This is a genomic window from Oceanobacillus sp. FSL W7-1309, assembly GCF_038002145.1.
GTDB lineage: Bacteria > Bacillota > Bacilli > Bacillales > Amphibacillaceae > Oceanobacillus > Oceanobacillus profundus.
In genome coordinates, this window is sequence record NZ_JBBOBX010000002.1 from 1,511,576 (window position 1) to 1,537,758 (window position 26,183).

26 protein-coding genes, 4 pseudogenes and 1 other annotated feature are annotated in these 26,183 nt (G+C 36.3%); of the genes and pseudogenes, 8 read left to right on the forward strand and 22 right to left on the reverse strand.

What is annotated here, in order from left to right; all coding sequences use genetic code 11:
• Positions 1-51 precede the first annotated feature (51 nt).
• The 4 genes from NST46_RS20100 to spxA form a co-directional block, all read right to left on the reverse strand.
• Entirely contained in the window at positions 52-1,344 is a 1,293-nt protein-coding gene (locus NST46_RS20100; RefSeq protein WP_341137652.1) for a DUF5068 domain-containing protein, read from the reverse strand.
• A gap of 413 nt (positions 1,345-1,757) precedes the next feature.
• Positions 1,758-2,450 carry an adaptor protein MecA gene (gene mecA / locus NST46_RS20105; RefSeq protein WP_341137653.1) on the reverse strand — a complete coding sequence of 231 codons (693 nt, stop codon included), beginning with the start codon at positions 2,448-2,450 and terminating at the stop codon, positions 1,758-1,760.
• Positions 2,451-2,907: 457 nt separating this feature from the next.
• Positions 2,908-3,309, reverse strand: a complete 402-nt coding sequence (locus tag NST46_RS20110) for a thiol-disulfide oxidoreductase DCC family protein (RefSeq protein WP_341137654.1) — start codon at positions 3,307-3,309, stop codon at positions 2,908-2,910.
• A gap of 346 nt (positions 3,310-3,655) precedes the next feature.
• Positions 3,656-4,051: a transcriptional regulator SpxA gene (gene spxA / locus NST46_RS20115; RefSeq protein WP_095309496.1), complete on the reverse strand. Its 396-nt coding sequence runs from the start codon at positions 4,049-4,051 to the stop codon at positions 3,656-3,658.
• Positions 4,052-4,431: 380 nt separating this feature from the next.
• On the opposite strand from spxA, the gene NST46_RS20120 reads away from it, so the two are divergent.
• Both NST46_RS20120 and NST46_RS20125 read left to right on the forward strand, forming a co-directional pair.
• On the forward strand, positions 4,432-4,773 hold the full coding sequence (locus NST46_RS20120) for a P-II family nitrogen regulator (protein WP_095309498.1): 342 nt from the start codon (positions 4,432-4,434) through the stop codon (positions 4,771-4,773).
• A gap of 330 nt (positions 4,774-5,103) precedes the next feature.
• Positions 5,104-6,480, forward strand: coding sequence for an ammonium transporter (locus tag NST46_RS20125; protein ID WP_303447995.1), 1,377 nt, complete (start codon positions 5,104-5,106; stop codon positions 6,478-6,480).
• 108 nt (positions 6,481-6,588) lie between these two features.
• On the opposite strand, the gene NST46_RS20130 is transcribed toward NST46_RS20125, so the two are convergent.
• The 4 genes from NST46_RS20130 to NST46_RS20145 form a co-directional block, all read right to left on the reverse strand.
• A complete protein-coding gene (locus tag NST46_RS20130) occupies positions 6,589-7,182 on the reverse strand; it encodes a GNAT family N-acetyltransferase (protein ID WP_095309502.1) in 594 nt (197 codons plus the stop codon).
• A gap of 110 nt (positions 7,183-7,292) precedes the next feature.
• On the reverse strand, positions 7,293-8,501 hold the full coding sequence (locus tag NST46_RS20135; RefSeq protein ID WP_341137655.1) for a putative glycoside hydrolase: 1,209 nt from the start codon (positions 8,499-8,501) through the stop codon (positions 7,293-7,295).
• A gap of 493 nt (positions 8,502-8,994) precedes the next feature.
• Entirely contained in the window at positions 8,995-9,246 is a 252-nt protein-coding gene (locus tag NST46_RS20140) for an aminotransferase class I/II-fold pyridoxal phosphate-dependent enzyme (RefSeq protein WP_341137656.1), read from the reverse strand.
• Between the two features lie 72 nt (positions 9,247-9,318).
• Positions 9,319-10,080: a pyridoxal phosphate-dependent aminotransferase gene (locus NST46_RS20145; RefSeq protein ID WP_341137657.1), complete on the reverse strand. Its 762-nt coding sequence runs from the start codon at positions 10,078-10,080 to the stop codon at positions 9,319-9,321.
• Between the two features lie 459 nt (positions 10,081-10,539).
• Between NST46_RS20145 and NST46_RS20150 the strand changes: the two genes are divergently transcribed.
• From NST46_RS20150 to NST46_RS20160, 4 genes are read left to right on the forward strand one after another with little or no spacing between them, the layout of a single operon-like run.
• Positions 10,540-11,886: a cytochrome ubiquinol oxidase subunit I gene (locus tag NST46_RS20150; RefSeq protein ID WP_341137658.1), complete on the forward strand. Its 1,347-nt coding sequence runs from the start codon at positions 10,540-10,542 to the stop codon at positions 11,884-11,886.
• The gene (locus NST46_RS20155) at positions 11,877-12,923 is read left to right on the forward strand and encodes a cytochrome d ubiquinol oxidase subunit II (RefSeq protein ID WP_341137659.1); all 1,047 of its coding nucleotides are present in this window, start codon (positions 11,877-11,879) and stop codon (positions 12,921-12,923) included. The genes NST46_RS20150 and NST46_RS20155 overlap by 10 nt, the downstream gene beginning before the upstream one ends.
• Positions 12,913-13,020 (forward strand): cytochrome bd oxidase small subunit CydS, encoded by a 108-nt coding sequence (cydS, locus tag NST46_RS21900; RefSeq protein WP_445321741.1) that lies wholly within the window; start codon positions 12,913-12,915, stop codon positions 13,018-13,020. The genes NST46_RS20155 and cydS overlap by 11 nt, the downstream gene beginning before the upstream one ends.
• Complete coding sequence (locus NST46_RS20160) at positions 12,995-13,141, forward strand: hypothetical protein (RefSeq protein WP_341137660.1); 147 nt, start codon at positions 12,995-12,997, stop codon at positions 13,139-13,141. Before cydS ends, NST46_RS20160 begins: the two co-directional genes overlap by 26 nt.
• Positions 13,142-14,274: 1,133 nt before the next feature.
• On the opposite strand, the gene NST46_RS20165 is transcribed toward NST46_RS20160, so the two are convergent.
• The 9 genes and pseudogenes from NST46_RS20165 to NST46_RS20205 all read right to left on the reverse strand — a co-directional run bounded on the left by NST46_RS20165 (position 14,275) and on the right by NST46_RS20205 (position 20,647).
• Positions 14,275-15,384 (reverse strand): NAD(P)-dependent alcohol dehydrogenase, encoded by a 1,110-nt coding sequence (locus tag NST46_RS20165; RefSeq protein ID WP_341137661.1) that lies wholly within the window; start codon positions 15,382-15,384, stop codon positions 14,275-14,277.
• A gap of 327 nt (positions 15,385-15,711) precedes the next feature.
• A pseudogene (deoC, locus tag NST46_RS20170) lies at positions 15,712-16,364 on the reverse strand (deoxyribose-phosphate aldolase).
• A 343-nt stretch (positions 16,365-16,707) separates the two neighbouring features.
• Entirely contained in the window at positions 16,708-18,144 is a 1,437-nt protein-coding gene (pdxR, locus tag NST46_RS20175) for a MocR-like pyridoxine biosynthesis transcription factor PdxR (RefSeq protein WP_341137662.1), read from the reverse strand.
• 197 nt (positions 18,145-18,341) lie between these two features.
• Entirely contained in the window at positions 18,342-18,692 is a 351-nt protein-coding gene (locus NST46_RS20180; protein WP_341137663.1) for an ECF transporter S component, read from the reverse strand.
• Between the two features lie 44 nt (positions 18,693-18,736).
• Positions 18,737-18,958 (reverse strand): hypothetical protein, encoded by a 222-nt coding sequence (locus tag NST46_RS20185; RefSeq protein ID WP_341137664.1) that lies wholly within the window; start codon positions 18,956-18,958, stop codon positions 18,737-18,739.
• Positions 18,948-19,259 (reverse strand): P-loop NTPase fold protein, encoded by a 312-nt coding sequence (locus NST46_RS20190; RefSeq protein ID WP_341137665.1) that lies wholly within the window; start codon positions 19,257-19,259, stop codon positions 18,948-18,950. The genes NST46_RS20185 and NST46_RS20190 overlap by 11 nt, the downstream gene beginning before the upstream one ends.
• A gap of 52 nt (positions 19,260-19,311) precedes the next feature.
• Positions 19,312-20,010, reverse strand: a pseudogene (locus tag NST46_RS20195) (GntR family transcriptional regulator).
• 206 nt (positions 20,011-20,216) lie between these two features.
• Positions 20,217-20,450: a hypothetical protein gene (locus tag NST46_RS20200; RefSeq protein ID WP_341137666.1), complete on the reverse strand. Its 234-nt coding sequence runs from the start codon at positions 20,448-20,450 to the stop codon at positions 20,217-20,219.
• Positions 20,447-20,647 carry a hypothetical protein gene (locus NST46_RS20205; protein WP_341137667.1) on the reverse strand — a complete coding sequence of 67 codons (201 nt, stop codon included), beginning with the start codon at positions 20,645-20,647 and terminating at the stop codon, positions 20,447-20,449. Before NST46_RS20205 ends, NST46_RS20200 begins: the two co-directional genes overlap by 4 nt.
• On the opposite strand from NST46_RS20205, the pseudogene NST46_RS20210 reads away from it, so the two are divergent.
• Positions 20,643-20,846 (forward strand): annotated as a pseudogene (locus NST46_RS20210) (hypothetical protein); the annotation flags it as partial. The gene NST46_RS20205 and the pseudogene NST46_RS20210 sit on opposite strands and share 5 nt — an antisense overlap.
• Here NST46_RS20210 and NST46_RS20215 read toward each other — a convergent pair.
• Positions 20,841-20,939: pseudogene (locus NST46_RS20215) on the reverse strand (aminotransferase class V-fold PLP-dependent enzyme); the annotation flags it as partial. The pseudogenes NST46_RS20210 and NST46_RS20215 sit on opposite strands and share 6 nt — an antisense overlap.
• A 276-nt stretch (positions 20,940-21,215) precedes the next feature.
• Positions 21,216-21,390, forward strand: a binding site (T-box leader).
• Between the two features lie 57 nt (positions 21,391-21,447).
• Between NST46_RS20215 and trpS the strand changes: the two are divergent.
• The gene (gene trpS / locus NST46_RS20220; RefSeq protein WP_341137668.1) at positions 21,448-22,437 is read left to right on the forward strand and encodes a tryptophan--tRNA ligase; all 990 of its coding nucleotides are present in this window, start codon (positions 21,448-21,450) and stop codon (positions 22,435-22,437) included.
• 75 nt (positions 22,438-22,512) lie between these two features.
• Here the strand turns inward: trpS and NST46_RS20225 are convergent, their stop codons facing one another.
• From NST46_RS20225 to NST46_RS20240, 4 genes are all read right to left on the reverse strand, one after another.
• Entirely contained in the window at positions 22,513-23,274 is a 762-nt protein-coding gene (locus NST46_RS20225) for a YjbA family protein (RefSeq protein ID WP_341137669.1), read from the reverse strand.
• Between the two features lie 83 nt (positions 23,275-23,357).
• Positions 23,358-23,558, reverse strand: coding sequence for a hypothetical protein (locus NST46_RS20230; protein WP_095309537.1), 201 nt, complete (start codon positions 23,556-23,558; stop codon positions 23,358-23,360).
• 313 nt (positions 23,559-23,871) lie between these two features.
• Positions 23,872-25,110 (reverse strand): beta-ketoacyl-ACP synthase II, encoded by a 1,239-nt coding sequence (gene fabF / locus NST46_RS20235; RefSeq protein ID WP_341137670.1) that lies wholly within the window; start codon positions 25,108-25,110, stop codon positions 23,872-23,874.
• A 31-nt stretch (positions 25,111-25,141) separates the two neighbouring features.
• Positions 25,142-26,080: a beta-ketoacyl-ACP synthase III gene (locus NST46_RS20240; protein WP_341137671.1), complete on the reverse strand. Its 939-nt coding sequence runs from the start codon at positions 26,078-26,080 to the stop codon at positions 25,142-25,144.
• Positions 26,081-26,183: the final 103 nt, after the last annotated feature.

The following is a 26,183-nucleotide window of genomic DNA, read 5'->3' on the forward strand; positions in this document are numbered from 1 at the left end:
ATAGTATCCAATTAGTTTGGTTGGCTACTATTCGTTACATACGCTCATTATTTATTTCAATTTAAACTTCGCTTCTGCTCCTTTGGAAATATCTTCACCATCTATATTGCGCATCGGTCCGATTTCCATTTCAAATGATTTATCTTTCCAAATTTTTTCATACTGTTCTTGATCCAGAAGAAAAACTTGTAGCAGTTCATCGCTATCGTTAGCAAGAATAACATCACCATATCCATACGGCAATAACATTCCTTCATTTAATGTCCACTGTTTACCATCGTTTAAGTATAAATTAGAAGATATAGAGCTTTTGGAAATATCTTCATCATATCCATTATCGATAGTAAATCTAACTGTTAATAATACTACTTCATCAGACTGAAAACGCGGCGCTTCATCTGCATTTGGAACAAAGTTTGTGAATTGATAGCCTTCTAATGTCACACTTGCTTGGTCTACATCTTCACTCTTTCCAATTCCTTCTTCACTTTCTAACATCTCTTTGTCACCCATATTATCAGCAGTTGCTTTATCTTCGTAGAAGCCCTGGCTTGCGGTTTGTTCTTCCTTTTCAGCATTTTCCGCATCAAGAGGGAAGGAGAATCTACCTTCTGAACCAAAAGTAGTAGAAAAATCATCTTTATCTGTTTGAGGTTTTGGAACTCCAGCATCAACCGTACCAACCTCTAATACGTCAACCAGACGATCTTCTCCAATAGGATATGCATAGTAACCTGTAAGTTCCTGCCCCGCTTCTAATAAGTAATCATTGTTAGGTGAAAGCAGCGTTGGTAATTGTTCTTCTTCAGGCAAAAGGTATCGATGATTATTTAAATCCTTATCCGCACCAACATAGGTCATATATAGACTTGGCATATAATGTACATTTTCATCTGTATCATTTTTCACTGTGTATTGTGCGATAATGACCGCTCCATTATTTTGGTCATCAAATGGGATAGCGAAATCTCTATGAAAATCCGTTAATTCAACCAATGTATAAGCATCTAATGTTAATGATACCCCTTCCATATCATGCGATTGTGAATTATTATTTTCATATAGTACGTTTGCTGTACCCTGTGTTTCCTCTTCCATATATGTAATCAATTCGCTGAAACTGCCTTCCTTATTCGTATCTGCAGGCTCTTCTTCGTTTTCCTCTATTTTTCCCTCTTCTGCTTGATCTGGCTCTTCTTCTGTCTCATCTCCCATCACTTCTTCCTCTGGTTCTTCTGCACTAGCTTCTGATCCTTCATTTTCTTCATCTCCATTACCACATGCAGTTAGTACCATTGCTGATAAAAGTAATGTAATTAAAAATATAAGTCCTTTTCGATTCACGTGGTTATCCTCCTTCTTTACTAGACACAACTATTATATTACTATACCAAATCGAAAAGTCTATGAATATTGCAAAAATGATACATTATTCCTAGGTTATTAGAACGTTTGAAAAGAACAAAAGCGCAAGCGCCCGGTTAGCGACGTACGGACTGGACTGAGCCGCGGGAGATAAAGGAAACACGGCGACCGTAGGGAGTCGATGTTGACTTTCACCACAAGGGTATAAGTGCGACTAGGCCTCTGGCACAGCCAGTCGGCAAGTCTTCTTTATCGTACGGAGGTGAGGGAAGTCTCGCTAGTCGCTGGGCGCTGGAGCTGGACGTAGCCGTTTAGGTAACTAAGTTATCCACAGCATTCAAATTTTATAGTTTCCTATCAATAAAAAAATAGACATTCCTATTACAGAATGTCTATACTTCAACTGGAAAGTATGATCTTACTTGTGAAAATGTATCTGATTCAAAAATAATTTTCCCATACTCTTCCAATAAATGAATGGATAAATCGGAATCGTTTGCAAACTCTAGTACTTGACTGATTATATTCTCCTGATTGTTATCATCAAGTATTTCGTGAGAAAATTCCATGTATAAATAGTATTTATCGTGATAATGGTATAGTGTCTCTTCCCCAAATTGAGATAGGTTGTTGAAATAATGACTTAACTGAATGACATCTTCAAATTCATTAAATTCTACAATAATCCACAAATTATCCTCAATCATATCTTCTTCATCACCTTCTGAAGACGAAACATTCTTACCAAATTTATCTTCAAGCAGGTTTTCGATTTTTTCCTCAACTGGTACATCGTAATCATCTGCACCCTCTGTATCTAATTCAAGGTGCTCCCCATTTTTTGATACTTTTGCCTTAGTAACAACTATTTCAAGCCCTTTTTCCATTGCTTGCACCTGAATCCATAATGGTCCATCGGGATTGAAGTCTTCCTTGTAATTAACTTCATCCATCATTTGCCAAAAAAGTTGTTCACTACGTTCACGGTTATACCAAATTTCCTCACGTTCAAAACCGAGGTCTTCAATGTCAATATACGAGATATAAAACTTAATGGTATTCTCATTTATTCTCTCTATTTCCAATTTAATTCTCTCCCTTCAAATTGAAAAATTAATTGCTGTTTCATCCTTGCAGGAGTATCGCCTAGTCATTTCATATTAAGGAGAACAGTTAGGTGGAAGAGACATCTTCACCAATTATTTATTTCAACTATTATGCTACTCTATAGTTTGTAGTACCCTTTTCAAGGTGACTCTAACCATCGTTATTCTCTGTTTACTTCTATTGTATGATAGTGTACGACATCTTGGAAATTAATATGCCTATTTATCATACGAATTTCTTCATTCCATCCAAATTGAAATGGATAGTTAGTATGCTATTTTACAGCATTCCCCCTATTTTGTCACCCGTTTCGCGCTATGAGATAATCACATTTTTCAGCACAAAAACATGATGCATCTTGGTCTAATATTACAACAAGATTATTAGAGAAAATTGGTATCTGTTAAGCCTTACGTCACGGAAAGTTTCATTTTTTTAATTTTCGTCTGTCAAAAATCGCTTCCTAACTTCTGGACTAGGCAATTCACAACTCCTCTTTTTACCGAACCATTTATAACGATTTCGTGCAATAATTCCATAAAAAAAATCACGTATTGGTCTTGGGATAATTACAAAACCATAGACTATTTTCCATGGTCCCTTTAATTGCTTACATATTCGAAGAGCTGCCGCAGACTTAATGTAATACTTGTTATCCTCAATAAGCACCATACTATCTAAATCTTTAGGAGTATCAAAGCTTCTCAAGATATTTTTGCTAATATCACTTTGTAACGAAGCAAATTTAAAACGACCTTTAGGATCCCTAGTGATGATAAATTGTACACCTCGGTCACAAAAATTGCATTCACCATCAAATAATATTAATCTTTCCACGGCACTCACTCCTTATGTTGATGCTACCTCAACAAGATATTCTTATAGAGGTTGTTCAAAAATTCCTGTGAAAATACACATCGAGAAAAGAGGACCTTCGACTAAAAACTGACACGTCCTATGTCGAAAGCAGAAGTCAGCACATTCTGTGTAAGCCCGGTACGGGGAGCTACTTCGCCTCGAACTTCGACGCACAGGAGCGTACTGGTGTCCGCGCCTGCACAGGACGTTGCGAATTCAGCCGACTTCAGTCCTATTCATCCCCTTTTTGAATACATACTTATAAGTAGAAAAACGCAGCTCCATAACGGAGTCTGCGTTTTTTATTTTATTTATGAAAAAACAGTTAGTTAACCATCCTCTGAGCTTCGCGCAATTGAAACGTACGTACAGTTCTCGGTAAGAATCTGCGAATCTCATCTTCGTTATAACCTACTTGCAGGCGCTTTTCGTCCAGAATAATTGGTCTTCTCAATAATCCAGGATTTTTTTGAATTAGACTAAATAGATCCTTCATTGGAAGTTGTTCGATATTTACATCCAACTTTTGAAAAACCTTCGAACGCGTCGAAATTATCTCATCCGTTCCATCTTCAGTCATACGTAATATTTCTTTAATCTCATCAAGTGTTAACGGCTCAGAGAAAATATTACGTTCTGTAAACGGTATGTTGTGTTCTTCTAGCCATGCTTTTGCCTTTCTGCAAGAAGTACAACTTGGCGAGGTATAAAGTGTTACCATGAAACTTCACTCCTCATTTTTAAGTATGTTAGATCATTATCATAAACATTGGTAAACTTATTAAATTAAAATAAGTTTAAACTACCCATATGTATAAGTATACTACATTTGTCAACCAAAAGGTAGGGGATATTCTAGAATTAACAGGAAGTTTTACAATATTTTTAGATAATATCTTAACTCATTATGTAATGTACCCATTCTCAATTTCAATTAAACCTATTAAGTAAAAAGATTTCCCTTCAAATTGCAAACGTTTACTTCGAAATTTTCTAAAAATATATAAAAAAACACTTGCAATGATTAAAATTTACAATTATGATAATTAACATAACTAATAATGTTAGGAAACCTAACATATAATGAAAGGAAGAGGAACAATGAAAAAGATTGAGTCCATTATTAGACCAGAAACATTTCAAACCCTTCGATATAACCTTTCACAAATCGGAATCAATGGTCTTACAGTGACTGAAGTTGCTGGAACTGGCAAGCAACGAGGGCAAACTGGTGTCTACAGATCAACAGAATTCCAAATACAATTATTATCGAAACTCAAAGTTGAAATGGTCGTGGAAGAAAATCAATTAGAACAAATCATTGATATTATTCTTGAAAGCTGCAACACAGGGAATATCGGAGATGGTAAGATATTCGTTTCTTCAATCGAGGAAACAATTCGAATTCGCACAGGCGAACGAGGTGTAGAAGCAGTTATGTGACAATAACTAACTCGAATACACTGATACATTTCTTTCACCGCTGTTCCGTAAAACTGGATATACCAATTATCTATATTAGTTTTATTTCGGAATACATCTGTCCTAACAGTTAAAGATTCGTATTTTCTCATTTTTTAAATAAGGTTATGATCTTGTAACCTTCTCCATGTAATCTTTAGATTACAAAAATAACTTCACACCATGATAACAACATTCATTCTTTAAAAAGGATGTGACAGCATCTACTCTTCTTCATATCCTTTTAGCTACTTTAAATTTTAGAGATAAATCTTTCTTTGTATATTCATTAAAATTCTGGGAGGAAATGATATGTTTAAGAAAAGTTTACTTTTATTTTTATTGATATCTTTTACTGCATCACCAGTTTATGCCGCATCCCCTACAGTTGAATCACTAGAATTATCCGTTAATCTGGTGTGGCTTATGTTTGGAGCCGTTCTAGTATTTTTTATGCATGCCGGTTTTGCAATGGTTGAATCTGGTTTTACACGCTCTAAAAATACGTTGAACATCTTAATGAAAAATTTTCTGACAATCAGCATTGCTGCAATATTATTCTTCATTGTCGGATACGGAATTATGTTTGGCACTTCTGGTGGTTCATTCATCGGAATCGACGGCTTTATGCTCAGTGGTGTGGAAGACATTGGATTTTTTGTTTTCCAAGCAATGTTTGTGGCAACGTGCGCAACAATTATGTCAGGGGCAGTTGCTGAACGAATCAAGCTTGGCAGCTATGTATTTATTGTTGTAGCTATAACCGCATTTATTTACCCAGTGGTTGGTCACTGGATTTGGCAAGGAGATGGGTGGATATCCGCCTTAGGTTTTAGTGATTTTGCGGGATCAACGGTCGTTCACTTAACTGGTGCAGTTGCTGCATTTATGGTTGTGCTTATCCTCGGACCACGTATCGGAAAATATAAAGGGAATAAAGTTAACGTCATACAGGGTCATAATATACCATTAGGCGCACTTGGTGTATTTATACTTTGGCTGGGCTGGTTCGGCTTCAATGGCGGCAGTACATTAGCTGCTGACCCAGCATTAGTCCCAATGGTTATCGGCACAACCTTATTGTCTACTTCTGCCTCTTTATGCGCTTCGGCTCTTTATACAAAGCTTCGGTTCAAAAAAGTAGATGCTTCGCTTTCTATGAATGGTGTTTTAGGTGGGCTCGTCGGAATTACAGCAGGTGCTGCAGAAATCACACTTGGTGGGGCTCTTATTGTTGGATTCATTTCAGGAATCTTGCTAGTGGAAGGTATCCGTTTCTTGGATACCAAACTTAGGGTAGATGATCCAGTTGGTGCGATTGCAGTACATGGAATCTGCGGTATTTGGGGAACTTTGGCAATCGGGCTGTTTTCCACCTCAACCGGTTTATTCTACGGGAATGGATTTTCACAGCTCGGTATTCAAGCTATAGGAGTTGTCGCCGTAATTAGCTGGGTTGCTTTATCAGTTGGTGGTTTTACCTATATGCTAAATAAATTTTCTCCGATTCGCGTTTCAAGAGATGAGGAAATTGCTGGCCTCGACTTTACAGAACATGGTTCAAATGCTTATCATTTTAAAGATAACCTATTAGATGAAAACACAGAAATTCCAACAAGAAGCTTCGGCTTAGCCGATCGATTGAATCAAAACATACCTTTTGAAACAGCATCTAAGCAAAGTTCGTAACCTATAGAAAAAAGAATGCGACGAAAGCCTAACATAGCTTTCATCGCATTCTTTACTTATCGTAATTGCAGTCAACACTTTCCCCACTTAATGAAATAAACCTAACAATTATGCTTTTTCGGGCTTTTTTATTCCTTCTAAAATATCCTCTGAATCGCGCTTCTCATTATAACTCAATACCTCATCAACAGGTTGATATGCTTTTCCATATATTTCTTTATCCTTATACGTATGGATGTCATTATACATTTTTTTCATTTGTTCAAAGATGATCGCTTCGGCATCGTCATCTGGCGACCAATATAATATTTCCAGCTGTGTTTCTTCATTTGTAGCTAATGACCTACGATTATATCCGATTGATTGCGCATGGGTAAATCCTTCCCTGTTATAAAAACGCAACCTTTTTTCGGAATCCGAATCATCATAATCAATCGGCTCAACTTCTAATATAATTGGTTTGTTCTTTGCCTTTAAATTCTCGATTAATTGGTGACCAATTCCTTGTCCTCTCGTCTGTGTCGAAACCCATAGGTAATCAATAAAAAGGAATGTCTCAAATTCAGCATACATCAGTACATGCTTCGGACTTTCATCCTTATAGTATACATCCCCTTTTTCATCTAACAGGATTTCCATATGCTTTTTTGATTTCATTTCTTCGATCGGAAAATACTCATTAAGCTTTTCATACCAATTCATGGATCTACTCCTTTTTTCGTAGTCCCACTTAGTATAACGAAAAACGTTGCATTTGTTAAATGAGGTCTGAAAAGAATACAAGAGGCCGCCTTACAGACAGCCTCCTGTTACTATTTCCCAATCATATAATCAACATTTTCTGTATATACATTACCTGAATTCCATAGCAGGAACTCATCAATCCCGTTTTCATACAGCGCCTTAATTTGCGCTTCTATTTCTGCTTTACCATACTGCTTCGTAGGTCCACTGTAAAGCCACGGCGCTTCAAAATCTTGAAGCCAAGGTCTGGATACTGGCGGTGTCTCAAGCTCACCTAATACCGCATTTTCAACCTTCGCATATTCTGAAACAAGTTTATATGGCTCTTCATCAGGATTTTCAATCCCAAAATACGATGTCCAATGACTTGGATAAATCATGGAAGAAATGACATCAACGTTCTCCGAAATTTTCGAGAAGTTTTGACCAATACCAGGTGTTTCTTCAATCGTTGCTGCATAACCAAAAATATCAACAGACACATCTACATCATAATTCGATAACTCTTCTCTTGCATATGCAACAAAATCCGATACTGCCTCAACTCGTTTTTTAATATTGTTTAAGTCCATATCCTTATAGTCACCGAGCGTATATTCTAATTCTTCATCCTTCGTTTCAAAACCTTCCGGGAAGCGGACATAATCAAATTGAATTTCCCGGAATCCCATTTCCGCTGCCATTTTGGCGATTTCGACATTATATTCCCATACCTCTTTTTCAAAAGGGCTGACAAAAGCTTCCCCTTTATTGTTTACCCATACTTCTCCGTTTTGTGTAAATGATAAGTCAGGACGCTTCTCGGCAAGCAGTGAATCCTTAAATACAACTACCCTAGCAATCGGATAAATTTGCTTTTCCTCTAAAAGTTCCATTAACCCTTCAGGATCTGAAATATAATTGGTTGCAATGTCTTCATATGGAGATCCTTCTTCCGGCTTAAACGTTAAATGCCCATGATCTTCTTTAATGTCGATAACCATTGCATTCAGATCAGTTGTGTCTACCAGCTCTACAAGGTTTTCAAAATTGCTAGACCCGACGGAATTTCCAGTTACATAGATTCCTCTGACAGCATCAGGATATTCAAAGTGAAACCCTGAGTCATATGTAAAACGCTTCACATTTTGTAATATGTCCATTAATTCTATGTTTGTCTGTCTTTCTTGATGCAAGGACGCCTGCACCGCTTCCTCCCCTGCTACGAACGTTGGAATTGAAATACTAAGTAAAAGAGTTCCAAGGAATGCCATAATCGTACTACACCTTTTCCGCATGTTGAATCAATCTCCTATTAAAGTTAATAAGTTAAGTATAAATGAAAAGTTCGTTCATTTAAATGGATATTCCTTATTTGTTTTAAATACTTTTCACCTCCAATAACTTAAAGTACAATTACCCGTCGGGGCAAAAATAAAACCGGCATTTTATTAAAAGTTTTTATTGGTACTTATTATATAGAGAGATGCATTCTCACGTTTTTGTATTAAGAAGTTATATTTACGATATATATAATCACTGCAATTAAGGATACTACTATAGTGACTACGTAAATTATCGTAAGGTTTGTTACATTCCTTTTTGATTTTTTATCATAATCAGTATCATTTCTTCCAGCTTCTCTTAGTGTTAATACCAGACTAATAACGGTAACAATAATAATTAATATGATAGCTATTTTCAATAAAGACACCTCTTGACTTTTTAATATTATATATTATTCCTTATGTACTTGGATTGACTCGCTTTCAAGGTAAACAATTCTTTCTTTTAAAATATGGATCGCATTGCTTCTATTAAAATTTGATTTTCCTCCCAGGTACCAATAGAAACATGAATATGATCAGGAAGCCTCCATATATCACCGTAACGGACAATTACCCCCTTTGCTAAGAGCTGCTGATAAATACCTTTTGCATCCAGCCCCAATTCAACTAAGATAAAGTTATCCATCGTTTCTATATAATCTAATCCTAACTCTTTAAACCCTCTATACAACTGTTCCCTTCCAGCTAAATTCATTTGTTTTAACCTATTTCATGTACTTCATCATCGAGCGCTGCTATTGCAGCTATTTGAGCTATATGGTTAACATTAAACGGCTCTTTCACATGAATAATGCTTTCGTGCAGCTCCAAAGCCGACTCTTAAACCAGCAAGACCATAAACTTTTGAAAAGGTCTTTACTACAATAATTGGAAAACCAGAACGCACATACACTAAACCATCAGTATAATCAGTACTTGACGCAAAGTGAGAATATGCACTATCCATTACCACTAAAACATGGTTGGGCAAGGAATAAAGTAAGTCCTCTAACATAGACTTTCTTAGGTATGGACCTGTTGGATTATTCGGGGAACAGATATAAATCAGCTTAGTCCGATCAGTTACTGCAGTTAGAATAGCATCAATATTATGTTGGTAATCCTGATCAAGTGGAACCGGGTAAATCATTGCACCCATCAAATGTGCTCCGAAATCATATTCACTGAAAGATGGTGTAGGGACTATAACCTCATCTCCAGGACTAATATAGGTTTCGGAAATTAACGTAATTAACTCATCGGCTCCATTGGTGACAATTAATTGGTCAGTGGACAAGGATAAGTTGGAAGCAATCGCACCCTTTAATTCAATCGCATGTTCATCTGGATAGCGATTTAAATTGAAAAGACTATTCGCGATTACTTCTATTGCTTTAGGAGATGGACCAATTGGGTTTTCATTAGACGACATTTTGGTTACTTTTTTTAATGAGAGTTCCTTCGGCACTTCCCATATTGGTTTACCAGGTATATAAGGCTTAATCTGTTCTAATTCTTTCCGATGTTTAATCGAGTTAGCTTTGTTCATTACGATTCCTCCAACTAAATTTAACTATCAAAAGAGATTGCAAATAAAACTCCAATTTAAAAACACTACAACTCAAAAAGCATTGTGATTATATAAACAATGTTTTGTTTGAAAAACGTATTGTTCATACTTTACTAGATTCCACACCAAAAAAAACCATCCAATAAACTTAAATCTATCCCATCCAGTTGTAATATATAGTATTAAAAGACGATTATTGAACCACTCTTTTTTCTCAAACTTAGAAAATAAATAGGTAGTCATGTATAAAGATAGATTTATTTTCACAGATGAATCCAAGACTTACATATCGGAATAACTGGATGAGGAAATTAGTGCTGAATTGGATGGTCTGCTTCAACACAGAAATTTGTAAAATCAAAATTAGGTGTTTTCAAATAAGTGCTTGCTCAACATTACACTTATTCAACATGAGAGTTAAAGGAGGAAATACGAAACATGCTATTTGAAGATCCGGTGATTGCTAGTAGATTTTTAACGTTACTTACGCTTTCCTTCCATATTATTTACGCAACTATCGGAGTAGGCGTACCACTCATGATTATGATTGCGCAATGGATTGGAATTAGAAAAAACGACGAACATTACATTTTAATGGCCAGACGATGGGCAAAAGGATTTGTTGTAACGGTTGCAGTTGGTGTAGTTACAGGTACTGCAATTGGCCTGCAACTTTCACTGCTGTGGCCAAATTTCATGGAATTAGCAGGTCAAATTATTGCACTTCCTTTGTTTGTAGAAGTATTCGCATTTTTCTTCGAAGCAATATTTTTAGGTATTTATTTATACACGTGGGATCGATTTGAAGACCAGCGAAAACATTTTCTTCTGTTAATTCCAGTAGCGCTTGGTGCGGGTATGTCAGCTTTTGTCATTACGATAGTAAATTCATTTATGAATGCACCACAAGGATTCGATATCGTTAATGAACAACTTGTTAATGTAAATCCAATTGTTGCAATGTTTAATCCAGCAATGCCAACAAAAGTAGCGCATGTCCTTGCTACAGCTTATATGACTGTCGCATTTATGCTGGCAGCAATTGCGGCTTACAATCTAATAAAGGGCTCAAATCATGTTTATCATAAAAAAGCACTTTACTTAACGATGAAAGTTGGATTAATTTTCGCACTTGCAGCAGCATTAATCGGGGATTTATCTGGGAAATACTTAGCAGAATATCAGCCCGAAAAACTAGCTGCAGCAGAATGGCACTTTGAAACCGCAGAAGGCGCCCCCCTATTAATGTACGGTGCACTAAATGAAAACAATGAAGTTAAAAATGCTATCAAAATACCTTATGCTCTAAGTATATTGGCTTTTGGTGATCCAACAGCAGAAGTAATTGGGTTAAATGAATTCCCTGCGGAAGAAACGCCTCCACTTATCGTACATTATTACTTTGATTTAATGGTTACAATTGGAGTCTTTATGATTGTTATATCACTTATTTTTTGGATAGGAATAAAGCGTGGTTGGACTTTTATAAAAGCAAGATGGTACCGTTGGTTAATCGTCCTTGGAGGTCCATTATCCTTCCTAGCTATCGAAGCAGGATGGTGGATGGCAGAGGTTGGACGGCAACCGTGGATACTTAACGGGATCATGACTGTAGAAGAGGCGGCCACTTCGAATAAGCACGTAGGATTAATGTCTATTCTATTTCTTCTTTTATATATCGTATTAGGGATTGGTACAATTGTTGTGCTTCGCCGAATATTTAAGGACAATCCAGTAGAGAAAGAACTTGAACCCTTGCAGGATGGTGATAACACATGGCACTAGAAATTATAGGAATTACGGTACTATGGTCATTTTTGTTCGGCTACATCATTGTCGCATCAATTGATTATGGTGCTGGGTTCTTTAATGCATACAGTATCATAACGGGAAAGAATCACATTTTATCAAAAATCATTCAACGTTATCTGTCCCCTGTTTGGGAGGTTACTAATGTATTTTTTGTGTTTTTTTTCGTAGGAATCGTAGGATTTTTTCCTAAAACCGCTTATTATTTTGGATCGGTTTTTCTCATACCTGGCAGTATCGCGTTGATCTTATTGGCAATACGCGGGTCCTATTATGCATTTGAAACATATGGAAATAGAGGACATAAGGGTTATGCGATTATGTATGGTCTGTCTGGCTTATTAATTCCAGCTTCCCTTTCCGTTGCACTCTCAATATCTGAGGGTGGATTTGTATATATAGAAGATGGAAATCCCATCCTTGATTACTGGGCATTATTCACAAGTCCATTATCATGGTCGATTGTAGTATTAAGTATTGTGGCAGTACTTTATATTTCAGCTGTATTTCTTACCTGGTATGCAAATAAAACAGGTGATCTAAAAGCGACAAATTTAATGCGAAGATATGCATTGATCTGGGCATTTCCTTTAATCATCACTGCAAGTGGAATTATTTATGAATTAAGATTTCATAATCCCGAACATTATGAGCGCTTGTTAGACTTATGGTGGATGTTCGGATTATCCTTTCTATTGTGGCTTGTGACAGTATTTTTCGTTTGGAAACGGAAAAAATACGGAACTGCCGTTTGGCTATTATTTGGTCAATTTATGCTAGCTTTTTATGGATTCGGAATTTCCCAGTATCCATACTTGCTCTATCCAATTTTAACAGTACATGAAGGATTTACAAATCAAGCAATGGCAACTTCACTTGTTGTTGTATTTATTCTCGGTTTTGCATTGCTAATTCCTTCTCTATATCTATTGTTTAAATTGTTCTTGGTTGATAAGAGCTATGTACAAGGTAGAAAGGTAGAAAAAAGAAGGAGTGAGGTAAATGTTAAATAATTTTTTGATTTTTGTCGCCCCATTTCTTATATGCATTGGAGCACTTTTCCTAGCGTTCTGGGCAGCTATGAATGACAATTCATTATCAAAAAAATGATAGAATGAATACCAATTATAATACTTTCTATGATAAAACCCCCGCAGAACGGGAGGCAGATATAAATGCCTTACCCGTTACTGGGGATATACTTCTAGGTATTGCCTTTTTACTGGTGTAATCCATTCCCAACCAATGAAATTTTGATATTGTTCTTTAAGATTTACTAAAGTACCTTCTATATCTCCGGCTCTATATACGAGCATTATGACTATCGCATAGCAACGTTTCATTCAGCAGGCTAATCTAACTGACGAAAGGCTTTTAGAGATAGAAGGCATGGCGCAAGGTGTTCATATGGTATACTATGTGGCTATTGGAGTTGCGATGGTTGCGTTTATTATTGCCTTAACTTTCAAGAAAAAGGACTAAGCTGGAGATAACTATAGTTAAAAATTCTGTTAGTGAACTATACAGTGCATTCAAAAATTAGATAGACTAACAAATAGTCGAGTCTAGTTCATACTTACCTGATTTTTTTGCTATTCTGTGTTGATTATAGTTTCTGATAGGTACTGATGGGCATATGAAAAATAGCGGGCTTTGCTTGTTCAGTTTAAGAAAGCTTTAATGGAATAACTCAAGCAAAAATGTTCAATCTTTTTTAGATAATAAATTTAATATAGATATGTGAAATACATTTTGATGCATCTTTTCAGAAAAAATGTATTTCTTTTTAATTTTAATTAGGTATTGCCGAAGTTATTTAAAGGGTGATCGTTTTAAACAAGGTTCGATAATTTATTAAAAAGTTTGATACAATTAAATAGATGGTTTGTGACAATTCAACAATTAGGTCAGATTGTGGAACAATAATCAATACAGAACAAATGATTTACGTTAGAGTTGATATGAGATTGTGAGGAATCATACTTACGGTAAATGCAGGTAGTTAAAGAAGAATTAATACTACTTTGCCTTTATATCTAGACTTTGATTCTAAAGCTAACAATTTAATATCTTCTTCATTTAATTGGTAAAACTTAAATGTTTTTCAAAACTTCAACCGAGCATTTGTATTAGTTAGCCAAGATTTAAATAAATGGTTAGTAATTTGTTGGTGATTCTATTTGTACTTTAATAGAGGAGTTGCTAATTCTGAATTATTAAATGAAATTTTAAAAGTATAAGATTGGGAACTTTCATCTACTACTCAACGGCCTTTCATGACATTTTTAGTTAATCATTGAAGCTAAATCATATTTTATACTCTATGCCAAAGTAAAAAGGGAGACAGTTTTCATCTCCCTTTTATTAAGCTTTATATTCTTTATCAATAATTAAAATAGGTTTGATAGCAGATCCATTTGCTGAATCGACAAATGCTTGATCCACATCTTCTAAATCATAGAACTTTACTAATTTTTCAATTGGGAATTGACCGCTTTTAAAGAATGATACAAGTTTAGGAATGATTAATTGTGGTACTGCATCACCTTCGATAACACCACTTAATGTTAATGAATTCGCTACTACTTCGTTAAATACGTTAAATGTTAAGTCACTTTTGCCAACGGCTACTGTTGCACATATACCTTTTACACGTAAGCAGCGTAGTCCAGCTAATGTAACTTCTGGAACACCTGTAGTTTCCAGTGAGTAGTGCGCACCTTTTCCTGTAATTTCTTTGATTCTAGCAACTGGATCTTCATCTTTTGAATTAATTGTATGTGTTGCGCCTAGTTCTTTTGCAAGCTCTAAACGGCTATGATGGATATCTACTGCGATTATTGGATAACAACCAGCAATTTTTGCAGCTAACATACCACTTAATCCTACTGCACCTGTACCGAATACAACAAAGCTATTACCTGGTTCAGGTTGTATAGAATTTAATACCGTACCACTACCAGTCATAAAACCGCATCCAAATGGTCCTAGATAGCGTAAATCAACTTCCTTATCTACTTTAATAATATTTTTCTCATCAACTGTGGAGTATGTCGCAAATGAAGATTGACCAAAAAATTGTGATACTTCTTGGTTTTCTACTGTTGTAAGTGGAGTAGAATCGTGCTGGTTTTTCCCACTAAAGTTAAGTAATATCATGTTTTCACAGCCACCTGCGTTACCTTCCAAGCAGTTGTCGCAAGCACCACAGTAAGAGAAGCCTAATACTACGTGATCACCTGGTTTTACAGTTGTTACGTTTTCTCCAACTTTTTCAACAATCCCAGAACCTTCGTGACCTAATACTACTGGGGGTGGTACTGGAATTGTTTTATCAAGAACTGTTGCATCCGTGTGACACACACCAGTAGCAACAAGACGAACTAATACTTCACCATCTTTCGGCTCAGCTAAATTTAAAGTTTGTTTTTGAAAATCTTTTTCGGGAGTTGTTATCATAGCTTGAATTTTCATTTGAATGCCTCGCTTAAAGTTTATTTTTTCTACAATTAAATTTTGTGTAATAATAATTTTAATATGCATTTATTTACCTGACTCTTTGTATTAGTAAAATTGGATACTTTAATGAAATAAACCAACTTAATCTGTCTAATGTGTGGGGGCACTTCAAATATGGGAATTCAACTTTTTTAGGTTGAAATTAACTTAGTGTACAAAATTTCAAGAATTGTTGGTGGTGATATCCCTACATGCAAAATCGATTAAAACAGGTTCAAGATAACGTTTAAAGTGACAGCTAAATTTGTTAATTTTCATTTAAGTTAACTTTTCTTCTTTCCCTTACTTATCTTGATTTAAGAATAATGCTAGTCCCGAACTTGTACCAATTCGTGTAGCACCAGCTTTGACCATCTGTTTTAAATCATCGAGGTCACGAACTCCCCCTGATGCTTTAACTCCTATAGTTGACCCTACCGTCTTTCTCATTAATGCAACATCTTCTGTGGTTGCCCCATGAAGAGAAAAGCCTGTTGATGTTTTGACAAAGTCAGCGCCGGCCTTAACTGCAAGTTGACAAACACGGATTTTTTCCTCGTCTGTTAATAAGCATGCTTCTACAATTACCTTCACAAGTGCCTTCCCTTTTACCGCATCAACCACCGCTCGTATGTCGCGTTCGACGAGATCATCATTTTTTTCCTTCAATGCAGCAATGTTTATAACCGTATCTACCTCTGTAGCACCGTTCTCAACTGCATTTTTTGCTTCATAAGCTTTTATTTCTGGTGTATTTGCTCCTAAAGGAAAACCAATAACAGAGCATACATTCACATCTGTTCCTTTTAACATTTTAGCTGAAAAATTTACCCAAATAGGATTTACAACTACAGATGCGAAGCCAAATTGCTTTGCATCTTCACAAAGCTTTATAATTCTTCTTTTTCTGTTTCAGGTTTTAGAAGTGTATGATCAATCAGTTTTGCGTAATTCAACTACAATCTCTCCTCTTTACAAAATTACAATATACTTCCATGAGCAATTTGAAGAAGCATTAAGTTTCTTACACTTTTAAGATACTTTCAATAATCACTATTTTCAGGGTGCTCTTCTTTTATCTTAACTAAAACAAAAGAAATATCATCATCCAGTTAGATGTAAAATCTATCATCCACTTCTACCCATACAGTAGGGTAGAAAGCTAATTTAAAAGAGCTGGGGTAAAACTCCAGTAGTTTTAAAAAAAGCGTAGTATCCTTCATTGTTTGATGAGGATACCACGCTTATTTTACTATTTAATTTCAGTTTTTTATAAGGGGAATCTGATTAAAACTTCCACTATCTATCAAAACATTGCAATGCTCGAACAAACCTAGAAACCCCTTCTCTTATGAGCAGTTTTTCTCCTCTTCCATAAGTAAATCTTATGCAGCTTCTTTTGGTCCCCATAATACTTCCTGGAACGAATGCAACTCCATTTTTCATTGATTCCTCAAGTAACTTATAATCATCTATTTCTACATTCAATTTACACCATAAATGAATACCGCCTTGTGGAACGAAGTAATTCATTTTATTTTCGGGTAACGTTTCTAATGCTGCTATCAATTCATTTCTACGCTCTTTCAACTGATTTCTTAGCTTAAAAATATGTTTGTCAAACTGAGGTGACTCTAGAAATTGGCTGGCAACCCATTGCGGAAAGACACTATGTCCAAAGTCAACTTGTTGTTTACCATCCGAAAGACGTTCAATCACTTTTGGCGGACCAATAATCCAGCCTATGCGTAATCCTGACGCTACAACTTTCGATAGTGAGCTAATATACAGGACATTCCCACTATCATCCATAGATTTTAAAGTAGGGCCAATTTTACCTTCGAATGATGTTAAGCTATAAGGATCATCTTCTACGATGGGAATACCATATTCCGATGATAATTCCAATATTCGCTTCCGGCAATCGAGAGACATTTTTGTTCCTGTTGGATTTTGATAATCAGGATTCAAAAAAATCATGCGAATACGGTGCTTTTTTTGTAAAGAAATAATATCATCCGGATTTACACCATACTGATCAACGGGTAGTAATAAGACCCTAAGACCGGCAGATTGAAAGACTGGTAAAGAGTATGAATAAGATGGATTTTCAATAGCTATCGTATCACCTGGTTTTAATAAACATTGAACAATAAGATGTATAGCTTGCTGGGCACCTGACGTAATTAGGATGGAATTAGGCTCGACAGTCATATTTTTGTAGGTGTCCACATGTTTACAAATAGTTTCTCGCAATACCTCGTTGCCAAGTGGGTGAGCATATCCTAGATGTTCATGAAAAGTATGCTCTTTCAGTATGGTACTGAATTGATCACTTGGAAGTAAATCAGGCGCTAATTCCCCGCTTGCTAAATCAATGAGTTTATTTTTATGTGTTTCATTACGGAGTTTTTGTACTAAGGGAAGATTAGGTAGAAATGAACCATCCTCCACGTATCTTCCCCAGTTTGGGATTCGTTTATGTGATATCCCCCATATATCTGTACTTATATAGGTACCACTTCCTTTTTTTCTTACAATTAATCCGATTGATTCTAATTCGTCATAAGCAGTCACAACTGTGCTCCGATTTACATTGAATTTGTTAGCTAGCTCCCGTTCAGATGGCAAAGGATGATCTGGAGATAATTCTCCAGATGTAATCCCCATCTCAATATGTTCTGCAATTTGTTTATAAATAGGTTTTTTAATCGAACGATCTAGTGTAAACTCCATTTATTTCATCCTTTATCTAACTAGTTAATTCTAATCAGTTTAGCTTTTTGTAACGAAAGAACAGCTGGTATGAAGATAAGCTGAACAATTATACCAGGCAGTGCTGTGACAAATGCACCAGAAATAAATAGTGCCCAACCGTATACATTATCGGTAAAACTAAAAAGTATAGTGGATATTATACCATAGATAACTCTTCAGCCTAACATTGCCCCAACTAGACTTAAATAGATTTTGCCATTTGTATAGTGATAGATAATTGCTGTTAATCCTCCATATGTTGCTAGTTCAAACATCATGGATAAACCCGTTGGAAATAAGACTTGCATTCCTGTAAAAACAAAACCTAAAAATGATAACATTAGGCCAGATAATGCACCATACCGCCATCCACAAAGGTAACCGCACAGGATTACAGGTATATGCATCAGTAATAAAATAGCACCTGGATATGGAACGGGTATTAATTTTACTAATTGTACTAAAAGTAACCCAATTGCTATACACAATGCTGTAAATATGAGTTTTCTAAGCTGTACATTTTTCAATTCCCCTTAAATTACCACCTTTCTTCAACATTTAATTCACTAAACTAAAACTCCTCCATAGGAATCCATTTTGCGATGAAGTCTTGTAACTTTTCTTCACCATTTCGTTTAAGCTTTCGTTCCAATTGAACTTCTTTATTTACCGTCACGAAGATTTTAAGGTCATAGTGTTCTTGTAATGAAGGATGCAGACTATAGCTCCCTTCTACAATCGTTAATTTCTTCAGCTTTGTATATATCTGTTCATCTAGTGCCTTACCCTGCAATTGAATGGTTGATGAATAACTTCTTCTCCTTGAAGTAATGGAGTGAGTACTTCCTTTTGAAAAGTTCATAATGCACATTTCCACCTGACTCTGAAAGACGTTCTTTTGTTTTCATTTCAAAAGGTAGAAAAAAATCGTCCATATGGAAAACATTCATGTCAAACTCTTGTTTTAGCATTTCAGCTAAACTAGTTTTGCCACTTCCACATCTCCCGTCAATGGCAATACTTGTTGCTTTATCCAGCTTTTTCAAGATTTTAAATAAAGAACTATATTCTCGTATTTCTTTTACTGCTTTCAACAATTTCGCTCCCTCTTTGAAATCCAACGAATAAACAGCATTCTCTCAAATTCTAGTCCACAAAATATGTAGGTAATTTTTCACGCAATCGTGGAATTTCTAAATCTAACTTACCCATATGGAGTTCCAATAACTGTGACACTGCTTCTTCATCGCGCTTCTTTAAGCTGATAAACAATTCTTCATGCTCTTCAATTAACCGCTTTGTTAGCTCCAACTCTTTCATAGCGAGATATCGAAAGCGATCTAGATGCCCTCGCATATGATATACAACTTGAAGCAACGTTTAATTCCCAGCCAATTGAAGGATATGTCTATGGAACGCTTCATCCAATAGAAGAAACTGATTGACGTCTTTCTCCTCTGCTGCATCATTTTGTTTTTCTAGAATTTGATAGATTTGTTTTTCAGCTACCGAATGCTGCTCCGTATCACTCCAGTTTTTTGCTACTAACCTAAATGCACTCGTTTCCAAGCTAAGGCGAATAAAAGCACTGTCTTTTACCTTCATCTCCGATATACGTGCTATTCGCTTCGTCCGTTGTGGAAGAATTTCAATTAACTGTTCTGATATAAGTGAATGAAAGGCATCACGAATTGGTGTTCGACTTATATTCAGCAAGGTTGTTATTTCACTTTCATAAACGGTCTGTCCTGGTTCTAATTTTAATGTAATAATCGAATCTCTCAATACCTCATAGGATTGTTCACCTAAATTTTTTGTATTTTTAATGGAAGGTATCAAATCCATTTAAAAATCACCACCATTGTTCATTATTCTTATATAAAAGAGTATACATGTATACATGTATACACGTATACTCGTCAAAATCCAATACCTTACATAAGATATAACTCGCTAGTTGGGCTAATTACCTATTGATTTATTTTTTCTTGCGTTGTCCATAATCCTGCTGAAGGTGTACTGATGTAGTAAATTTCTTCACCATTTTCTAGTTAATTAAACCCGTTTTTTAGCTTATCTGGTGAATACAGTTTCATGGCCTTCTCATAATCCAAATAATTATAATTAACTAACTCCACTTCTTCCTTCGTTAATTGTTTTGGAGCGTACCTAATTTTAAAACGCCCTTCTGAAGAGCCATAGATTAGATGGGCGGTAGCATGTGATAAATCCTGTAAATCTTCTTTTTCTTTCCATTGCTCAAGAACTCGTTCAGTACCAGTCATAACCGCAACGAAAATCCACTATGAACAAGCTCATCTTGTTCGTTATACTTCATTACAACTTGAATATATGCATCAGGCAAATGAGACAAGTATTCCGATTCCGCCTTGTTAAAGCAATGTCTTAAAGGGGTTACTAAACTCCCCAAATTATCCTCAATTCCGTAACAAGCCGCAGCCATATGCGAAGCACAAATCATATTTTTTCCACCTAAACCAATAAAGTACTTTTTATTACCACTTGTAGTACTGGAGAAGGTCCATCATGAACTAGTGAATTTTAGAGGTACCGGGATGTCTATAATGGAGCTAAGCCATCGAAGTACCGATTATGAAGAAATTCATAATCAGGCAATTACTCGTTTAAAAAAACTGCTTTCCATCCCAGATAATTGGGATAGATGAATTCCCTTTTTCAAGCTTATCTTTACGGATAAGGACCACTGTTACGCCGGCGGGTCCAATATTTTTCTGGGCACCTGCATAAATTACATATATTGCAACTGGTTGTTTTGAGCAATCGACCCCAACAAATTACCTTCAAGATTCAACGTTAAAGCATGCACGAGAATTAAACTATAAAGCACATGATTCTTGCACTACTAAAGCCTTAGAAAATGAAAAAGATTCTTTATTTGTTAGCTTACTAAAGGACGCTGGAATTTCAAATAAGAAATGGGATAACTGGTACTTTTTCAATCATAACCTTTTCGAATGTTACTACTTGCAAATCACAATAATTCCATATATAATATTTTAAAATCAATATGTTTAGCGATGAAAAAGATAGAGTACAATTTGCCCGCTGAATTTTAGAGAGCTTGTGGTTGGTGGAAACAAGCATCAAGGTAAATTGGAATTGGACTTTAGAGCTGATAACAATTAAAGTGATCTTACAAAGTTAAGATAATTAGGGTGGCACCGCGGTTCATTCGTCCCTTTCTACAGGGAGAATGGGCTTTTTTTAATGCTTTAAAATGATAAGATGGAGTGATAAGACATGGAGAAAATTTTTTCTGGTATTCAACCAAGTGGTACGTTAACACTGGGGAATTACCTTGGAGCAATCCAGCAGTTTGTTGAATTACAAAATGATTACCAGTGTTTCTTCTGCATTGTAGACGAACACGCAATTACAGTACCTCAAGAACGATTAAAATTAAGGCAAAATATCCGTTCTTTGGCAGCCCTATACCTCGCTTCAGGTATTGACCCTGAAAAAGCAACCTTGTTCATCCAATCTGAGGTACCAGCACATACACAGCTAGGATGGATGTTACAGTCTATCAGCTATGTTGGTGAACTTGAACGTATGACACAATATAAAGATAAATCGGAAGGGAAAGATGCAGTTTCTTCTGCACTACTAACGTATCCCTCACTAATGGCCGCAGATATTCTTCTTTATAATACGAACGTTGTACCCGTTGGAGATGATCAAAAGCAGCATCTAGAATTAACTCGAAATTTAGCGCAACGTTTTAATAATCGCTTTAATGAAATTTTTACAATTCCTGAAATTCGTATTCCGAAAGTAGGAGCTCGGATTATGTCCTTACAGGATCCAACGAAGAAAATGAGTAAATCCGATACAAATGAAAAAGGCTACATTTCTATGCTTGACGAACCAAAGAAAATCGAGAAGAAGATTAAGAGCGCTGTAACGGATTCGGAAGGTATTGTGAAATTTGATAAAGAGAACAAGTCTGGTGTTTCTAACTTGCTAACGATCTATTCAAGTTGCACAGGTGAATCCATTGAAGCACTTGAAGCAAAATATGAAGGCAAAGGCTATGGGGATTTCAAACAAGGCGTTGCAGATGCCGTAATTAGTGTTTTGAAACCAGTTCAGGATCGATATGCAGCATTAATTGATTCCAAAAAGCTTGATGAGATTTTAGATCAAGGTGCAGAGAAGGCATCATTTACAGCAAATAAAACGGTTGCCAAAGCAAAGAAAGCTATGGGACTTGGAAGAGTTAAAAAATAATCATTTAAAATGCGCTAGGCAGATTTTTCTGCTTAGCGCATTGCTTTTAGCTTGTTCGATGGCATATACTGAAATCTATTTTTGATTGGATGTATCATGTTCTGGCCCAATCTCAGCTTCCCACATTTTCTCTAAAAAAGGCTGTCCGCGAATCAATTTCATGCAAAGTTCTTCATGGGTTGGGCTCCAGCCCTCTTTCACACCATTATACAACGTTTCCCAAACCGTATCCTCATCCATATAGCGAATCGCAGGATATTGCTTGGGATCCCATTCAGTTAGCCAGTACCGCAATTCTTCGCGGTTATTTGTTGTCTTCAACTGATCCAAGCCAATCATGAGCAATTGTTTGAGTTGTCTTTCTTTTCTTGTCAGTCCAAAGATCAGCTCAGGCGACATGGAAAGCATATGGTATTCTTTTTGGTAATCACTTTCAACGAATTTAAAAGATTGTGCTTTCGTATTGGCAATCATATCAAATACTAGCTGTTCTTGTCGCGGTATTAATCTACTTTTACGAATAGGTATCGAATAGCCAATCGTATCAAAAGCAAGTATATCATTACCGTCTGTAACGATACATGCATACTCCACAACCGATCTTTTTTGTCCCTTGCGTGTATATGCTCTTTTGTAGATCGAATCAAGCAAAGCTTTCGGTAGATCATGCATATCATTTTCAATGTAGTTATATAGTGTTTCTGTTATGTATAACAACGGCACTTGGTCCAACAGCTCAATTGTGTCCTCCTTACGCCACTCATGGAAATGGCAGACACTGTAGCCATTCTCTTCTCCTTCAAACCAATTCACCCATACATCGTGCAAATATAACATAGAACAACCCTCACTTTTCATATTCCGATTTAGAATACATTATGACCATCACGGTGAAAAATATTCGAGAAGTTCCATTAAAATTAATTTGGATAACGATAAAGCACAAATGCCATGATAGCAAGTCCAATTAATAGAAAATAGCATTCAATCCTGCTACTAATAAAAATAAAGTAATCCGACCATGATAAACCAGCTGGAAGAAAATTCATATATGCAATAATGGTAACGCCACCAGTAACAGCTAGTCCAAATCCAATGAGAAAGATAAAAATATATCCCATGATATCCCACCTAAGCTTGTCCGTTTTTATTAGTACATTTTATGCTAGCTAACTCAAAACATGTCATTTCATCTAACGTTATTAACGAGCAAAAAAATTAACTCCTGCCAAGTTAGGTATCTATTTGAACCCAGAATTTACTTACTGGCGAAGCATTTGTGAACATCAGCATTTATTCTTGAATCACAGCCAATTCTTTTGAACATCAGGATCCCTCCTTAAATCTGCACTCAGTTAGATGAACTTTTTAAAACATCAAAAAAGCCGGTTAGCAATGTTCCATGCTACCAGCTTCTTAGCTTTTCATAGTTAATTATTTATACTTTTTAAATACAAGCGCAACATTATGTCCACCAAATCCAAGTGAATTACTTACAACAACATCTACATTCTGTTGTCTCGCTTCATTCGGGACATAATCCAAATCACAGTCTGGGTCTGGAGTCTCATAATTAATTGTTGCAGGGACGATACTATCTTTAATTGATTTAATCGAAATAACAGCCTCTACCCCACCTGCTGCACCAAGTAAATGTCCTGTCATAGATTTCGTCGAGGAAATAGCAAGCTTATTTGCATAATCACCAAAAACGGACTTAATTGCAGCTGTTTCGTATTTATCATTTAAATTCGTGCTTGTCCCGTGTGCATTAATGTAATCTACTTCTTCCGGAGCAATGCCAGCATCCTTAAGCGCAAGCTGCATCGCACGAGCTGCACCTTCACCATTTTCTGCTGGAGCTGTAATATGGTAAGCATCACCTGTAGCACCATATCCGACGATTTCTCCATAGATTTTTGCACCACGCTCAATTGCCGAATCCAATGATTCTAAAATTAAAATCCCGGCACCTTCCCCCATAACAAAACCATCTCGGTTTTTATCAAATGGGCGGCTAGCTGTACTTGGATCTTCATTTGTAGATAAAGCTTTCGCTGAAGAGAAACCAGCAAAGGCCATATCAGAGATTGGCGCCTCTGTACCGCCGGCAATAATATAGTCAACATCTCCACGCTGAACCGCTTTGAATGCATCACCAATTGAATTGGCACCTGACGCACAAGCTGTAACAGAACAAGAGTTGATACCTTTTGCACCTAATTGAATGGATACTTGACCAGCAGCCATATCCGGAATCATCATTGGGACAAAAAATGGACTAACCCTTTTCGGACCTTTTTCTAATAGTTTTGTATGCTGATCCTCCCAGGTTTTCATACCACCGATTCCTGAGCCAATCCATACGCCTACTCGATGTGCATTGCTATCATCTATCGTAAGCTTTGCATCTTCTACAGCCATTTTCGCTGCAGCAACTGCATACTGTGTGAATGGATCCATTTTACGTACATCTTTTTTATCCATATATTCCGTAGCCTCAAAGTCCTTTACTTCTGCGGCAACCTTAGCAGGATAATGGTCTTTATTAACCTTCGTTACAAAATCAATCCCTGATTTACCCGCTAAGATGTTTTCCCACATCGTTTCCACATTATTACCTAGAGGTGTTACTGCCCCTAATCCAGTAACTACTACTCTGTTTTCTTTCATTATCTTTTCCACCTTTCACTAAATTAACGGCTTATTTGCCCCAACGCATTGCAACCGCGCCCCAAGTTAGCCCGCCACCAAAGCCAACTAATACAATTAAATCATTATCTTTTATTTTACCTTCTTTTACTGATTCCGATAAAGCCATAGGTATCGATGCTGCGGAATTATTTCCGTACTTTCTAATTGTCGCTGCCATTTTATCAGGTGAAATTCCTAAACGCTCACGAGCAGCATCCATAATTCGAATATTCGCCTGATGCGGCACCAAATAATCAACATCCTCTTTACTATAACCCAATTGTTTAATTACGTTAACTGTAGACTCTGGCATTTGTCTTACTGCAAATTTAAATACTTCACGACCGTTCATAACGAGTTGATCATTTTCGTTCTGATATAAATCTTTACCACCAGATCCATTAGCTCCTAATTCAAAAGATAGGATCCCTTTTCCTTCTGTAACTTCACCAACAACCGCTGCCCCAGCTCCATCTCCAAGCAATACACAGGTAGAGCGGTCTTCCCAATTGATGATTTTAGATAGCTTATCCGCACCAATGACAAGTACATTTTTATAAGCTTTTGTTTCGATAAATTGTTTAGCTGTAATTAATCCATACATAAAACCAGCACATGCGGCACCAATATCCATCGCAGCTGCATTCATCGCACCTAGACGTTCCTGCACCATACATGCCACAGATGGAAATGGCGTATCTGCAGTTACAGTTGCAACTAAAATTAAGTCAATATCAGCTGCATCGATTGCAGCTTCTTCAAGTGCACCAAGTGCTGCATGGTATGCCATATCCGATGTATCGATATCGTCCTCGGCTAACCTTCTTTCCTCAATCCCAGTTCGTGTTCGGATCCATTCATCATTTGTATCAACTATTTTTTCCAAATCTTTATTTGTAACTACTCTAGTTGGAAGATATTGACCTGTGCCCAATATACCTACGTTCATATTGACAGCTCCCTTATATATTCATGTTTAATTGGTTGTACTTTAATATCAATTATTATGACTTGGTACTAATTTTAATGTAAAATACACTATTTAGCAAGAA

Bases quoted from the DNA above. Each gene is read 5' to 3' on its own strand.
- spxA (WP_095309496.1), bottom strand. From the start codon at position 4,051: ATGGTAACACTTTATACCTCGCCAAGTTGTACTTCTTGCAGAAAGGCA.
- NST46_RS20120 (WP_095309498.1), top strand. From the start codon at position 4,432: ATGAAAAAGATTGAGTCCATTATTAGACCAGAAACATTTCAAACCCTT.
- NST46_RS20125 (WP_303447995.1), top strand. From the start codon at position 5,104: ATGTTTAAGAAAAGTTTACTTTTATTTTTATTGATATCTTTTACTGCA.
- NST46_RS20130 (WP_095309502.1), bottom strand. From the start codon at position 7,182: ATGAATTGGTATGAAAAGCTTAATGAGTATTTTCCGATCGAAGAAATG.
- NST46_RS20135 (WP_341137655.1), bottom strand. From the start codon at position 8,501: ATGCGGAAAAGGTGTAGTACGATTATGGCATTCCTTGGAACTCTTTTA.
- NST46_RS20140 (WP_341137656.1), bottom strand. From the start codon at position 9,246: ATGAATTTAGCTGGAAGGGAACAGTTGTATAGAGGGTTTAAAGAGTTA.
- NST46_RS20145 (WP_341137657.1), bottom strand. From the start codon at position 10,080: ATGAACAAAGCTAACTCGATTAAACATCGGAAAGAATTAGAACAGATT.
- NST46_RS20150 (WP_341137658.1), top strand. From the start codon at position 10,540: ATGCTATTTGAAGATCCGGTGATTGCTAGTAGATTTTTAACGTTACTT.
- NST46_RS20155 (WP_341137659.1), top strand. From the start codon at position 11,877: ATGGCACTAGAAATTATAGGAATTACGGTACTATGGTCATTTTTGTTC.
- cydS (WP_445321741.1), top strand. From the start codon at position 12,913: ATGTTAAATAATTTTTTGATTTTTGTCGCCCCATTTCTTATATGCATT.
- NST46_RS20160 (WP_341137660.1), top strand. From the start codon at position 12,995: ATGACAATTCATTATCAAAAAAATGATAGAATGAATACCAATTATAAT.
- NST46_RS20165 (WP_341137661.1), bottom strand. From the start codon at position 15,384: ATGAAAATTCAAGCTATGATAACAACTCCCGAAAAAGATTTTCAAAAA.
- pdxR (WP_341137662.1), bottom strand. From the start codon at position 18,144: ATGGAGTTTACACTAGATCGTTCGATTAAAAAACCTATTTATAAACAA.
- NST46_RS20200 (WP_341137666.1), bottom strand. From the start codon at position 20,450: ATGACTGGTACTGAACGAGTTCTTGAGCAATGGAAAGAAAAAGAAGAT.
- NST46_RS20205 (WP_341137667.1), bottom strand. From the start codon at position 20,647: ATGATTTGTGCTTCGCATATGGCTGCGGCTTGTTACGGAATTGAGGAT.
- trpS (WP_341137668.1), top strand. From the start codon at position 21,448: ATGGAGAAAATTTTTTCTGGTATTCAACCAAGTGGTACGTTAACACTG.
- NST46_RS20225 (WP_341137669.1), bottom strand. From the start codon at position 23,274: ATGTTATATTTGCACGATGTATGGGTGAATTGGTTTGAAGGAGAAGAG.
- NST46_RS20230 (WP_095309537.1), bottom strand. From the start codon at position 23,558: ATGGGATATATTTTTATCTTTCTCATTGGATTTGGACTAGCTGTTACT.
- fabF (WP_341137670.1), bottom strand. From the start codon at position 25,110: ATGAAAGAAAACAGAGTAGTAGTTACTGGATTAGGGGCAGTAACACCT.
- NST46_RS20240 (WP_341137671.1), bottom strand. From the start codon at position 26,080: ATGAACGTAGGTATATTGGGCACAGGTCAATATCTTCCAACTAGAGTA.